The organism is Pseudoalteromonas luteoviolacea H33-S, assembly GCF_001625695.1.
Classification (GTDB): Bacteria; Pseudomonadota; Gammaproteobacteria; order Enterobacterales; family Alteromonadaceae; genus Pseudoalteromonas; species Pseudoalteromonas luteoviolacea_B.
This window is the reverse complement of record NZ_AUXY01000137.1, coordinates 1-13867: the sequence shown is the minus strand read 5'-3', so window position 1 is coordinate 13867 and position 13867 is coordinate 1. Positions and strand designations below refer to the sequence as shown.

Sequence of the window (13867 nt, the reverse complement as noted above, 5' to 3'; positions counted from 1 at the left end):
GTCATGCTAGCCTCTGCTATTTAGTTATTTGACAAACTAATTATGGCTCTGGCTTTAAGCTAACCCACAAAAATGCGGAGGCTAGCACCGTGTGGGAGTCATTATGTCTATGTCACTCAAGGAGAATATGTGAACCGATTAATGGATGAGAAAGTTAGTGCTCTCTTTTACAAAACAATAAATAGTATCTCTCTAGATGAATAAGAAAATAGGACAGGCACAAATTTATTGCTTAAATTACGTTTCTTACTACTGTTTAAATATCCAGTTTTTGGTTGAGTTGAATAGGAATGACAAGAGCAAGGAAAGCACTGATAGATTTGTCGTCGACGTCTTATTATCACTTGATAGCACGGTGTGTACGCCGTGCTTTTTTGTGCGGAGATGATAAGTATACAGGTAAAAACTTTGACCATAGACGAACATGGTTAGTCGAGAGAGTAAAACTGCTAAGCAGTGTATTTGCTATTGAAATAGCGGCTTATGCCATTATGAGTAATCACTATCATTTGGTTGTTAAAGTGAATATGCAGCAAGCACTTAATTGGTCCGATAACGAAGTGATATCAAGATGGTATAGGTTATACAAGGGTAGCCCGATCATTGATAGATACCTTCACGGCGATATTCTCACTGAAGCAGATCAATTGCTTGTATCTGAACTGATTGAAAAGTGGAGAGCTAGGCTGTTCGATATTAGTTGGTTTATGAAAAACCTCAATGAATACATAGCAAAAGAAGCAAATAAAGAAGATGGTTGTACGGGTAAATACTGGGAAGGGCGGTACAAGTCTCAAGCCTTGCTTGACGAAACAGCGCTGCTCAGTTGTATGGCTTACGTAGATTTAAACCCAATTCGAGCCAACATGAAAAATAATCTAGAGAATAGTGATTTCACCTCGATTCAGGAGCGCATAAGGCACTTTAAAAATGCCAAAGCAAGCGCACATAAAGCTAATCAAGATAATGAAGCTGCGCATCAAATTAAACAGCCAAAATCACTAAAATCATTTGGTATAAGTGAGTATGAAAACACGTTACCTTTCTCTTTGCTGGATTACCTCGAGCTAGTTGATTGGACAGGTCGTCATGTTCACTCGAAAAAGAAAGGGGTCATACCAAACAGTGTGCCAGATATTCTAGTATCACTGAAAATTGAAGATGCGACATGGCTGGATAGGATACAAAATTTTGGAAGTCACTACTGTAACTTTGTAGGCTCTAAAACGGTATTAAGAGCGCATGCTGCTAAAAATGATGTAAATTGGTATAAGGGAGTTGGTTAGTGAAAAGTTGTTTTAGCCCTGCTTATAAATCTAGTTTTTTCTGGTTTAATAAAATGAAAATATTCCTATTTGAAGTTAATATCTAATGTAAGGTGCTTCTCGATATTCCTATAGTGAAGAACCTACTGTTTTTGAATGATACCTCGAAATTTGCTTAGCTTTTTTTAAATGTACTTGTTAGTTTTTGCAATATTAAAATGTGTCTGTCCATTACTTGATTACTTGTGTCCATTACTTGTCTTACTTGACTAATTCGGGCTTGACTGTATCTAATTGAGTGGCAAATTATTAAGGTAATTGTATGTCAAAAATAGTTAACTGCGAGAGATTGGTATTATCGCGACGCAAGGAATAGTATGGTAATTAGTAAAATAGAAGAAGTGCACTGGGTCAGTATTTTAGACATTCAAGAAAAATCTTACCAAGAGATTGGTACTGAAGACTTAGCGGTACTCAAAAGTAAAAATGACGCGTCACCAGGTACTTGTTTTGTATGTGTATCCGACCACGGAGAGGTACTTGGATATGTGTTAGCCCACCCATGGAGTGGTATTACGCCACCAAAATTATTCGAGCCTTTACCAAATATCGCTCATTGTGAGTATTTATATCTTCACGATATGGCCATAACACCTAGAGCAAAAGGAAACGGAATTGGCAGGGCGGCAGCCTTAAAATTGATAGAAATCGCCAAGAAACAAGGAATCGATAAAATAAGTTTAGTAGCGGTACAAGGCTCCGACCGCTTTTGGTCGTTGATTGGATTCCAAGAAGTCCAAGGGGTTAATGCATGTGTAAGCTATGGCGATAAGGCGGTTTTAATGGAGAAGGTTCTTAGCGAGTAAAATAAATATTGGTCAAATATATACTACTAATTTGTTTGTATAGAGCAAGGTTATTAATAAAATACCACCTTAATATATCTATAGACTTAGAACATTTGTTATCGTTAAAACATGTGTTATCAGATTCAAAACAGGGATGAATTTGCAATCATGATACAGAGCGCTTTGTTATGTGTTGAAGTCTATCATCTTCAATAAGGTTATTTTGCGTCGAGAAATCACCATATCGTCTGCTGAAATGTGCAGAGGTCTAAGTTGGGAATTTGAAGTTTCCAGGGAAGTAAAAGTAACGAGTAGCAATACGTTATCGGATATCATTTTTGAGAATCAGAAAAATAACCTTTCAACTTTCAGTTATTTTTCAGGCTGTGATCGGCGAATCAGAATATAGCTGAACAAGTAAATGCTCTATTTTTGTAGGCTGACTTACTATTGAAAGTATCAAGCGTAGCTGTTAAGTTACTAAAAATAATGAATAAAATCAGTCTTATTTTGCGTGTGTCTCAGTAGTGGATAAGTGGGATACATAAAAGCTATCGCTAATAGTTTGTTAGGTTGTAAGGAGCATTTGTGGAAGTTTCACTCCGTTCAGTAACTAAGTGTAATTACGAAGAGGTTTGCGAGCTTGATGTCACCAAAGAGCAGCAAGAGTATGTTGCATGCAATATGTACTCATTGGTTGAATCAATGTTCAACGAAGGGTATGAAACCAGAGCGATATATTTAAATGAAGAGACAGTTGGGTTTTTCATGTGGGTGCAAGAATCCCACGAAAAAATATCGATATGGCGATTCATGATTGATAAAAAGTATCAACAAAAAGGGATAGGCCGTAAAGCATTGAACCTTGCTTTAGATGAAATTAAGCAGGCTCCAGACCTTCGAGAGATCGAGATTTGTTATGATCCAGCAAATCCAGTTGCAAAGGCGTTCTATTCTAGCTTTGGGTTTGTAGAATTAGGAATGGATGAAGACGGTGAAGATATGCTTGCCGTTATTGAGTTAACAAAACAAGCATAAGGCGCTTAATAGCGCTTTCTTTTTTTTAAGGGGCGTTGACCAGACACAAAAATGCGCCTTTGTGGTAGCAAGTAATATAAGTTTCGAAATAGTCCCTTAATAAGTAATGTACTTACCCATACCCCTAAACAAAGTGAAGAGATGTATGCTTTACTAATTTTTCCCTCATATATTATTAATGTTTAAATTTATAAATTCGATTCTTCAGTGCTACCAACTATTGGATTCTTTTACCATGGAGTAAGTAAAATCTATCAAAAACTGCTTTAATCAAAGGTGAAATGCAGCTTTAATACGCTCCTTAAATAGGCGTTAAATTTCACGGCAAAGTGAACATCAAGAAGTGCCTGTCTAATTTATTATTAATGCAGAATACTTTAGATTTGGACGTTAATAACGTGCAATCGAGCAGGTGTGAAAAGGTTGGCCAAGATTAATTGAAAATGATAAATTTAAGAAATATATAATTTTTAAGGAAGGCGTAAGAAACGCCTTCTGCTAGCTTTAAGCCTTAGAAAGTGACAGGAACACCACCACTGGTAACTGTCTCAGACGGCTGGTCGTCAACGATACAAGCTGGACCACCTGAGCATGCACCATTACCGCCACCAACATTTGGTGTCATTACTTTAGCAAGCATATTTTTAGAATCAGACAAGTTTTTAATTTTTTTCTTTTTCATTATTAACTTCATAATGTTCTTCCTTTAATAGATTTTTATAAACTCAGGATAAAAATAACATATTGTTTTATTATTGCAATAGTTTGATTTAAGAATTTAGCTTTTTACAATGGTAGGTGATGTAACTGATTTAGTTAGAAATAGTCTTTTTTGGTGTGCTAACGCAATGTTGGCTATCTAAATTGCGGTTTAATTTTGAGAAATAAAGGGCGCAGTTTATTGTTGTTTATAGAGGGGTTTATAATTTAAATCATATTCTATTGGTGTGTTTTCGATAATTCCCTTAGCCTAAATAGATTTAAAACAACTTAAGTGAACGAAGCAATAGCCATGGGCTTGAGTTTATAACGCAATAGTTTTTTCGAAAAGATTCAAACTTAAATGGATTTATGAACTGAAGAAAAGTTAAGCCATCTGAAAAATATGAGCTTTACAATTCTCTTTATTAGACAAGTTAAAGTTAACTGGTTGGATGGGCTAAAATATTTATTTTGTATTCTAAACACCCCTTAATATCGTATCAAATGACTTGGAATTTTCTGCAGTGTGTTGATTAAAATTAATTAGTTAAGCTTGCAATGATATGCCTCTTAAATGGCGTTAAACCTCATAGAGGAGTCAGAATGAAAATTCTACTTATAGAGACGAATCGTTTAAGTATGGATAAGATAACCAAAGAAGGCTCATATAGTTTAGTTGAGTTTTTCTCGAAACAAGCTGTTGTTGAATATTATGACTTGGTAGCTTTGATCTAAGTAGACCAAGCGGCTAATTTAATGGAGCTAATTAACTCTCGATTTAAAGAAGTTTTTGGTATTCGTTTAGCTGTTCGATTAAAAGAAACCAATCAGCTTCTTGGTACTTACGGTTTTAACACTTGGAGTCCGTAACTCAAAAGTGCTGTCATTGGATATGACTTGTTGCCCATTTTCGTATTGTTAAAGCTGTATTTTTAGGTGAATTATCATTTGTAAAACTTAATCGTATTGAAGTTTATAACTTGACATGCGTCAAAGTTGTTACTGAAAAAATCAGTCTCATGACCTCAAATGTTTTGGTTGATTAAGTTTGAATACAATGAAATATTACAAAAAAGCCACACTTAAGAGCTTAAGTTTACTCTAACGCTGAATTACTCAGCGTAAGTGATGTAATCAATATGCTCTTTTTAAGTATGAATTATCCCTTTAAGTTTTATTTGAGTAAAAACTGCCTGCTTCATAAGCAGTCATAAAAGAGAGCCCCCCATTTTTTGACTGCTTCATAGCTAAGTTAGGTATGCCATTTTCGTCAGTCTCTATGACTTTGCCTATATCTCTTGAGTTTAAGCCTAGCTGTTTGCCGAGTTGTTCCATTTCTTCCTGCATCTTTGGCAGTATTTCAGTTTTTAGTTTTTCCGCAGCTTGTGCGTAACGAGCTTGCTCTTCAGGGGTAGAGGCCGTATTTGCTCGCTGTTCAAACTCAGCGATGCCTTCTTTTGCGCCTCTAACATCACCAACTCTGCCATTATATCCGAAATATAAATCCATGATGTTGCGGGATACTTGCATAACATCCTCCTTGGAAGTCAATATATGTTTATTTAAGCTTACTAAATATATACAAGTATAGTACCAACAGGTTGTTTTTTACTAAATACACCTAGGAAAGTACAAATAGAGTTGAAATAATATCGAATTTTAAAGACTTTCTGCCAATATTCTTGACTGATTTATCGGCAGGTTTTTAATAATATCTAAGAAATTACGAAGCCTTTTGTTAGGCTCGAAATTGGAAGAGAAATAGAGTAGGCACATAGCTTGTTTGGAAAGATAGTGCTGTTCCAGAGAGTAAATTAATGCAAGGTGATAATACATAAGCTTACTTAGGTTAGTTTTATTGTGTATATAAAGTATGACTCGAATCTAAATCTGGGCCAAATTTAAAGCATTTGTGAGATAGGCGTAGACTTTGCATAGTTTGACCAATCATCAATAAAAGGAAGTTGTAATGAAGGTACAAGATCAATCCTTTGTATATAGCCAGCAAAAAGCCCAACTTAAGCAAATAGCCGCAGGTGAAAAAGCAGGAAAAACATTGCCGCCATCTCAGGTGGCAAGCAGTGATACGCAAAATAATAAATTTGATTTTACCCGTATGACAATGAAAGAGCTTTCACAAGCATCAAAAGCTCTATATGACGAAGGTGTAATTACTTTAGGGCAACATGCTTCACTTTCACTGCATTATACTGCGGCCGCAACTGGCCTAAATCAGGGAGATGGAGACGTTTCTTCAAGCGCATTATCTCAAGCTGAAAATGAGAAAGTAGACGTGATAGCCATGCAAAAAGAGCGATTAAGGGACGCAAAGGCTAACGGTGCTCCAGCCTCGCAAATAGCATTTTCAAAAGAACTCATTCATGTATTAGAGGCATACCAATTTGGTGGGGCAGGGAAATACCATGCAAGTGCATAATAATCAGATATACAGATGCACCTATGTTAGCTTGCCTGTTTTAATATGATTCAACTACAAATTAAAATTCAAATCTATATCTAATGAGCTCAGTTATAGTTTAAATATGTCATCTACTAAAAGTTAAATGTCGGTTTCTTTTATCTTCGATACATCCTATAGCGTGTCTGGCAGTATTCACTGAACAAAAAATAATGCAAAGGTAATTCAGATAATACACATCATTTAAACGGGGTTTTGAGCAAAAGCAATATAGTTGTCAACACAGATAACGCCAAAGAAAAGCCGAACTTAACTGTATATGTGTAGTGAATTGGCTTCAACTATTAGAGTAAGAGTTATAAAGTGAACGGAAAAGAGTTTGAAAAGGGGCGTTTAAATTGGCTATTAAGTTCAGCTGGAACTGCATCCATTTTTTACATGATTTTTAGTGTGGTTTTTCTTTACCCATCTTCAGACCACGAAAATATAGCGACTTTTACGTCAGACAATATTATCCAATATTCTATCTACTCTGTAAGTATGTGTTTCGCATTTTGGGGTTACTGGCTATACAACGAGTCTTTGTATCAGAAAGAAATAAAAAGCAGAAAAGTCGGAGACAAATTTTAAAATGAAGCCGTAAAGCGTAGTATTTATACTATGGACTGAGTTTTGTGTTTAAAGTGTTTATCGGCATGTTCGCCCTGATAACGTATAGAATTATAAGTTGTATAACAAGTTAAGTATTGGAATAAAATTGAATATTAGGACAAGAGAAGAGTTGGTCGATTTTGTAAATCGCGAAAATGAGGTTAAATACGTCTTTTTCTGGGGTCATCAAGAAAAAAGCAATGAAGTTACAAAAAGCTGTTTTAGCCAATGGTATGAGTCAAAATTCGAAGAAGATGGTAAGGAATTTGCGACTGCTGAGCACTATATGATGTATCACAAGGCATCACTGTTTGGTGATGACAAAGCATGTGAGAGAGTGCTCTGTGCTCGTGAACCGGGAGAAGCGAAAGCCGTTGGCCGTGAGGTGCTTGGGTTTAAGCAAGAAATATGGGATGAGAAACGATTCGAAATTGTGGTAAATGCTAATTTAGCAAAGTTTTCTCAAAATCCAACGCTAAAGGCGTTTTTGCTAAATACTGGAGAACGAGTCATCGTCGAAGCAAGCCCTGTAGATAAAATTTGGGGGATTGGCTTGGCTCAAGATAATTCAGCATCAGAAAACCCAATACATGGAAAGGTCTCAATCTTTTAGGGTTCGCGCTTATGGAAGTTAGAGAGCAATTATTAAGCAAAGCAGGTGCTTAACCGATGGCTAAGGTGATCTACTTTTTTAATAGAGAGGACAAATACTTTCGGTTATCAAATTTTGCTGGTTATGGCTTTGTATTGGATGGAAATAAGTGGCGCACAATGGAACATTATTTTCAAGCTATGAAGTTTGAGGGTACACCTCAATTCGATAAGACCCTAAATTGTGGTTCACCAAAACAGGCTAAAGATTTGGGCCAATCTAGAGCCATCCCTATTCGGCAAGACTGGGATTTGGTTAAAGAAGAAATAATGCTCAAGGGACTAAGAGAGAAATTTAAGGATTCAGAACTTAGGAATATTTTACTGGGCACAGGTAAAAAAGAGTTAGTTGAAAATTCACCCTATGATAAATATTGGGGTATTGGTCCTAATGGCAAGGGTAAAAACAGACTTGGTGTCCTACTAATGCAACTAAGAGCTGAAATTAAAGAATCTAATGTTAAAAAAACGGCTGCATTGAATGCACTTACATCTGAACTGGTAAGAGTTCAGTTAGTTTAATTTAATTACAACTGCGGGTTTTGTTGTTTTACCTCGTGGCTTAATTTGTTTTAGCCGTTTTGAAAATGACATGGCGTTTTATGTTTGAAATTGTTCGATATAAACATGGTATCTTACGAAAGTACCACTTTGGAAGGCCTGAAAAGATCAAGGTTTCAAAGTTGTGTAGGATTGAATATAGCTATCACGCAGTGATTGGCTTTATTGGAATATGGTCATTCATAGATATTGATGGCAACAATATTGAGGTGTACTCGCAAGCAATTGGTATTAAACCAGCACTCCTCAGTCTTGAAAAAGTTTTGCACGGGCTCTGTTTAGATGACTTTGAACGTCAGTTTGAAGATGGTGATGTTGTAGACACACTGACTGTGTGGGAAGGTGCATGACAGGCTTTAGGTTTCAAGTGCTAATTAGTACTAAAGCCTGCTCATTGCCCTAGCGACGAGCACTGTGATACTCGTATTTTTTGGCTTCTAGCAAGCTGTATATTCTATTTACAGCTTTTAAATATCGAAAAACATGAAATATCAATTAAACATAGGTAAAAATGCGCTTAATTGTTCATGTTAGCTCAAAATTTTTGTATCGTTCAGCTTAGCGCTTTATAAAAATAATAACTGAGTACTATGAAATACTTTAGAAAAATGATTGAGCATTACGTTCCTATTAATGATGAAGAGTGGAGTCATGCTTGTGATCTTTTTGACATAAAGTATGTCAAAAAAGGAACGACAGTACATCACGCTGGCGATGTGTTTAGTGAGATTTGGTTTATCAAAAGCGGCCTAGCTAGGTCATACCTAATTGATATGAATGGTAAAGAACATACTTGGCAGCTCTATTTTCGTGGTAAAAGCAAACATGGTTTAAACCACTTTATGGATGACAGTGTCAGCTTTTACGAAAAAACTGGTTCCATGCTTAATTTTGAAGTTTTAGAAGACTCGGTTTTTTATGTCACATCCTTAAAAGAGCTTGATAAGTTTATATCTCAAGAAAAAAAATGGGAGACGCTAGCGAGAATTTGGCTACATAACACCTATTATTCTGCAACATACAAACGTGTTCTTTCTCTTATGTCAGAGAGCGCAGCCCAAAGGTATTCGCGTCTGCTGGATGAGTATCCTTTCATATTTAGTCAAATTAAGTCGTACCATATCGCCTCTTATCTCGGTGTTGCTCCTCAGACGTTGAGTAAATTGAAAAAATGAATCTAGGTGAATGAATTCAGGTGTTTCGTTACTTACCATATGTTTTTTCAAAGGAGGTAAACGATGAACATCTATCAAAAATCAAAAAAACACCAAGAACAAAGCGCCGAAGTTTACATTGTTATAAGTTGTCATATAAGTGGCACCAGTGGGTCTTGCGTTAAGCAAATATGGGGGCTGTTATGATTGAATTTACTCAAATTGGCTCAGAGCTCATTTTTGTTGGTGTTGCCTTTTTCCTAGTTGGTTTAATTCAAGGTGCTTTGATCCCAGCTGCAAAAAATTCAAGAATGGCGCTTTCTGGTCATTTAACCGCTGTCCAGTGCGCGATGGCGCTCATGATCTTTGGTATTGTCTGGTCGTTAGTTGATCTTCCTATATCTTTAGAAATATTTACAGCTTATGGCTGTGCGTTTGGGTTCATACTCATCTGGCTAGGTATAACGGTTGCATCTGTAACCGGTGCAAGTAAAGCGTTGCCAATTGCTGGCGCTGGCTTTTCAGCTACCATCGCCACTGAGCATACAGTGACGATTTTAGTTCGTTTAGGCTCAATTCTATCACTCATTACTTGTACATTATTGACGATTGGGATGCTACCAATTGTTTGGTAGCCATAATATAGCTGAAGTTTGAGCGCGACATTGTTACGCTCACTTGACCGAGGGTAATGTATAAAAACGATGAGATTACTATTAATAATTACGTTTGCTATGCGCATTAGTACCAAATGTATTAGTTAAAAAATAAAAGTGAGAGAGAAATGAAGTTAACTGAAAGATATAAGTTATGTGTTGAGGATTTTGCCTTCTTTAGGTTTCAACACAAAATCGGAGGGAGTATAGTTGCTTTCCTTATTAATATGGGAATTTGGAACCTGTTAGCTCATTTGACTAAAGAAAGCCATTTTTCGAGTTTTACTGTACAGTTAATAATGTCATTGTTGTTTACTACTGCATTTTTCGTCGGTAGTAATCCAAAAGAAAAATAAAAAATCGATAAAGCACAACAATAATTTTATTGCTTCGTTTTGAAGCATTATAAGAAAAGGAGTTTTGGTGAAATTTTTACCGTTCATATTTATTTTACTAATCTTTAGCCAGTTAGTGAATGCTCAAAGCATCAACGCTTTTGAGATCCCAAGAAGTAGTGTGATAGACATAAAAGATCCTATTTCTAAAAGAGTTTACCCAATATTTGTAAAATTACCCGCTTCATATGGACGCGACCATAACAAATCATACCCGGTCATTTATTTAACGGATGCCTTGTACAGTTTTCAAATAGTGTCTGGTGCCACTCGATTCCCAATGAATACAGGCAAAGTGGAAGAGGCGATCATTGTTGGGATTTCATATTCAAAAGGCTCTAAAGGGCCTTCAAGTCGCATTCGTGATTTTACGCATAAAAAAGACCATAGCTGGAAGTTTGAAACAGGGCAGGCGCTTCAACATGCTAATTTTATCGAGAATGTAATATTTCCATATATTAAATCGCACTATCGCGTTAACAATTCGCGTACTTACGTTGGCAATTCTTTGGGTGGTTTACTTGGTGCGTATATATTTCTTACCAAGCCACATATGTTCACAAATTACATTTTAGGCAGCCCTTCTGTGTGGTTTATGAATAGCGATATACTTAGTATTAAACCCAAGCAGAATTCAAATGCACATAAGATATTTATTGCTGTTGGAGAAAGGGAAACGCCTAAATATGACTCACCAAGACATGACATGGTAACTGGCGCACAAAAGTTGGTATCCAATCTATCGGGTGAGCATTTTCCAAATGTGGAAGTTAAATTATTAATCATACAGGGTGCCAACCATGAAACTGCGTTTCCAACTACGGCAACTCAAGGCTTGTATTGGTTATTTAAAAAATAGTGGCAATAAACGAACAGGTCAGTACTTTCATTAAAAAGTGTAGCAATAATTATCATTTTCTGACTTAAAATATAAGCTAATGGATTGTTTAGTTTAATGATTTCACGAAATTTATACTTGCTATGCTTATCCACTCCGTGGATACTCAGAACAGATTTGGCTATATCGATGCCAATATTTTAATTAAAGACATATGGATCATCCTCGTTTTTTAACATTACACATGCACATGGTAGAAAGTAGTTTGGGAGCCCATATCATTTGTTAGTCCTCATGGAGTAGTATCGTGTTTAGCGAAATTAAATGGAGATTTAACCTTGCCATTATCAGCTCGATCTTACTGATTTTATTATCTGCATTTCAGTGGTCATTGGTAGATATAGTAACTGTTTTTCTTATGATACCGCTGTTTGGCGCAGTATGGGTATTCTTCCTCTGCTGTGTTATTTCTAGTTTAACTTGTTTATTGAAGCTTAAAGATATTGGGCTAAAAAGTGCTGCTCCAATAGGTATTCACGTAATCGCATTTCTTCTGGTAACGTATGTTCCATTTACAATGTTATGGTTAAAGGCCGATTTCATATTGAATAAAGAACTGCGTGAATTAGTGGTTGCTCAAGTATTAAATGGGGAGCTGAAGCCAAATGTCTCACATAACTCTTCTTTGATTAACTTAGGAGAGGAGCACATTGGTCTTTCTCGCGGTGGGAATGATATTGTGGTCGAAAACCATGAAGGCTTAACTTATATTTTATTTTTTACCTTTAGAGGCCTTTTAGATAATTACTCGGGTTACCTGTATGTTCCAAGCGGTGGTTTACCTGAAAAGTTTCGTGATCTAAATGAAGATGATACAACCGAAATAAAGCACATTGAGGATAATTGGTATCTTATTTCTCATCACTAATAAAGGCTAATCAGTTACTTTTAGGGACAAAACACAGTTAAATTTGCTCGTTCTACGCTAACTTTACACAGCTATTTTCATTTTTGAAAAATACGATTGTGACATAATCTGATTACGTGGAAGGGGAGTTAATATTATTCATTATGTGGCTATGTATTTATGAATAACAAAGAAAGAAAAGAGCACATTATTAAAGCAATAGATGCTCGAAATTTTGATAACACCCATGAGAACTTGGAGGGGACATTGATGCCCTTGAAGCTGTTCCATTTGGCTTACGAAACGAAGTGATAAGAATATGTGAAGATTTAGCTGATGGCGTTATAAACTCTCAACAATCTATCGTTAGGTTAAAAGCATTTGTTAGTTCAGTCCCATACTAATCAATCCTGTGATCACATTACAAATGTTTAAACCAAAAGGCGCAAAAAGCTTGGCTTGTGATCCTTTTTTGCTAATTTTGCCAAGCATTTATACGCCTATTTGTAAGGCGTTAGATGCGCTATAGAATCATGTATACGAAATCTAAATTTTCTCAAACAGTGCAATATAAAAAATTATGATCGAATCACTTTAAAATTAAGTGATTTTGAATTCCTTGGCAGTAGTATAAAATGTTTTGTCAATTTAAGTCTCTGGAGGCTTAGGGTTTAATGGCGTGGTTCGTTTTGATAACCTTAAAAAGTTTCTAGTGAACTTGAGTTGATGAACTCCACAGTGGTAGGTTACGCTTCCTTAAATTTTAGCTTAATAACTTAGGACATTTAATTGTGAGTGCTTGTTTCGTAGAGTACAGTGAACATTCTAGAAATTTGACTGTGTAGTTTAAAACGGATCAAACTTGTTTGCCTTCATTTCTCAACGACCTTAAATTAGTTTTGGTTTAACAGCAGATAATATATGTTTCAATCAATGCAGGCTTGCGCTTCTTCGTCGTCAACCTTAGCCTAGTTTTTACGCTGGTTAAGCGATGCGCTAGGTACTTATCGGAGCTATTTGACTATGAGTAAGGTTAAAAACCCACAAGAAAAAAAGCGTAAGAGTTATGAAAAGGATTGCCGGAACGATTACGGCGAAAATGACAAAAGTAGTAGAAAAAATATTCGTAAAGGAAAGCAGCGTTCATCACAACTTTTTCGGTCTTCATCCAAGAAACTCAATGTGCTAAATAAAAGACCTTTTGATGAAGAGTTTGCTACGGAGCTTGACTCCGAAATAAAGTCATCTGAAAAACTAAATCGGCAAAAAGGCTTTAAAAAAATATCTGACAAACCGCTAGGTAAGTATCTTTCTAAGGGTAAATACATAAATAAGGTGTCTACTTTTGGTGGGTGACAACAATTTTATGGAGAACTAAATGAACGACACTTTTACTGATAGATTATTCCGATCGTTAGGTACTCACGCAGTGAAGGAGTTCTCGTTGACTGAAACTAGGTTAAAGTTAGTTGTTGCTCCATGGAATAATTTAGATAACGAAGCTATAGCAACTTTTGAGAACCCAGAATTTATTTTTATCGAGGCTGATAGTGACCTCGTTGGTGCAATATCTAACTTAAACCTACCATGGGACATCATACGCTTTGATTCAAATCTGGTTGAAGGTGTAATTTGGGAGTTTGGTCTGTGTTGCTGCGAAATTCAGGTAGGGTTTAAGTCTAAAATGCCAGAAATTACGTTTTAACAGCAATTAAGGAATTGAACTCAAAAGAGAACATAATAGAGAACTTAAGAGCAGCACGAGGCTGTACATAACTTTGT

Annotated in this window: 16 protein-coding genes; 14 read left to right on the top strand and 2 right to left on the bottom strand. The window is 36.0% G+C overall.

Features of this window, described 5'->3' with window-relative positions; all coding sequences use genetic code 11:
- Window positions 1-290 precede the first annotated feature (290 nt).
- From N477_RS25295 to N477_RS25285, 3 genes are all read left to right on the top strand, one after another.
- Entirely contained in the window at window positions 291-1286 is a 996-nt protein-coding gene (locus N477_RS25295; protein WP_063363143.1) for a transposase, read from the top strand.
- Window positions 1287-1642: 356 nt separating this feature from the next.
- Window positions 1643-2131: a GNAT family N-acetyltransferase gene (locus N477_RS25290; RefSeq protein WP_063363144.1), complete on the top strand. Its 489-nt coding sequence runs from the start codon at window positions 1643-1645 to the stop codon at window positions 2129-2131.
- A 570-nt stretch (window positions 2132-2701) separates the two neighbouring features.
- Entirely contained in the window at window positions 2702-3151 is a 450-nt protein-coding gene (locus N477_RS25285; protein ID WP_063363145.1) for a GNAT family N-acetyltransferase, read from the top strand.
- Window positions 3152-3662: 511 nt separating this feature from the next.
- Here N477_RS25285 and N477_RS25280 read toward each other — a convergent pair.
- Window positions 3663-3845 (bottom strand): hypothetical protein, encoded by a 183-nt coding sequence (locus N477_RS25280; protein ID WP_063363146.1) that lies wholly within the window; start codon window positions 3843-3845, stop codon window positions 3663-3665.
- 611 nt (window positions 3846-4456) lie between these two features.
- Here N477_RS25280 and N477_RS26640 point away from each other — a divergent pair.
- A complete protein-coding gene (locus N477_RS26640) occupies window positions 4457-4588 on the top strand; it encodes a hypothetical protein (RefSeq protein ID WP_269200129.1) in 132 nt (43 codons plus the stop codon).
- Window positions 4589-5020: 432 nt separating this feature from the next.
- Here N477_RS26640 and N477_RS25275 read toward each other — a convergent pair whose 3' ends face one another.
- The gene (locus N477_RS25275) at window positions 5021-5383 is read right to left on the bottom strand and encodes a hypothetical protein (RefSeq protein WP_063363147.1); all 363 of its coding nucleotides are present in this window, start codon (window positions 5381-5383) and stop codon (window positions 5021-5023) included.
- A 439-nt stretch (window positions 5384-5822) separates the two neighbouring features.
- On the opposite strand from N477_RS25275, the gene N477_RS25270 reads away from it, so the two are divergent.
- The 10 genes from N477_RS25270 (at window position 5823) to N477_RS25215 (ending at window position 13790) form a co-directional block, all read left to right on the top strand.
- Window positions 5823-6290, top strand: a complete 468-nt coding sequence (locus N477_RS25270) for a hypothetical protein (RefSeq protein ID WP_063363148.1) — start codon at window positions 5823-5825, stop codon at window positions 6288-6290.
- Between the two features lie 739 nt (window positions 6291-7029).
- Window positions 7030-7536, top strand: a complete 507-nt coding sequence (locus N477_RS25260) for an NADAR family protein (protein ID WP_196760698.1) — start codon at window positions 7030-7032, stop codon at window positions 7534-7536.
- Window positions 7537-7592: 56 nt separating this feature from the next.
- A complete protein-coding gene (locus tag N477_RS25255) occupies window positions 7593-8096 on the top strand; it encodes an NADAR family protein (RefSeq protein ID WP_063363150.1) in 504 nt (167 codons plus the stop codon).
- 80 nt (window positions 8097-8176) lie between these two features.
- Window positions 8177-8485 (top strand): hypothetical protein, encoded by a 309-nt coding sequence (locus N477_RS25250; RefSeq protein ID WP_063363151.1) that lies wholly within the window; start codon window positions 8177-8179, stop codon window positions 8483-8485.
- Window positions 8486-8725: 240 nt separating this feature from the next.
- Window positions 8726-9310 (top strand): Crp/Fnr family transcriptional regulator, encoded by a 585-nt coding sequence (locus N477_RS25245; RefSeq protein WP_063363152.1) that lies wholly within the window; start codon window positions 8726-8728, stop codon window positions 9308-9310.
- A 182-nt stretch (window positions 9311-9492) separates the two neighbouring features.
- The gene (locus N477_RS25240; RefSeq protein ID WP_063363153.1) at window positions 9493-9924 is read left to right on the top strand and encodes a hypothetical protein; all 432 of its coding nucleotides are present in this window, start codon (window positions 9493-9495) and stop codon (window positions 9922-9924) included.
- A 444-nt stretch (window positions 9925-10368) separates the two neighbouring features.
- On the top strand, window positions 10369-11199 hold the full coding sequence (locus tag N477_RS25230) for an alpha/beta hydrolase (protein ID WP_063363155.1): 831 nt from the start codon (window positions 10369-10371) through the stop codon (window positions 11197-11199).
- A gap of 286 nt (window positions 11200-11485) precedes the next feature.
- Entirely contained in the window at window positions 11486-12106 is a 621-nt protein-coding gene (locus tag N477_RS25225; protein ID WP_081216544.1) for a hypothetical protein, read from the top strand.
- Window positions 12107-13108: 1002 nt separating this feature from the next.
- Complete coding sequence (locus N477_RS25220) at window positions 13109-13441, top strand: hypothetical protein (RefSeq protein WP_063363156.1); 333 nt, start codon at window positions 13109-13111, stop codon at window positions 13439-13441.
- A 22-nt stretch (window positions 13442-13463) separates the two neighbouring features.
- Window positions 13464-13790, top strand: coding sequence for a hypothetical protein (locus tag N477_RS25215; protein WP_063363157.1), 327 nt, complete (start codon window positions 13464-13466; stop codon window positions 13788-13790).
- The last annotated feature ends 77 nt before the right edge of the window (window positions 13791-13867 follow it).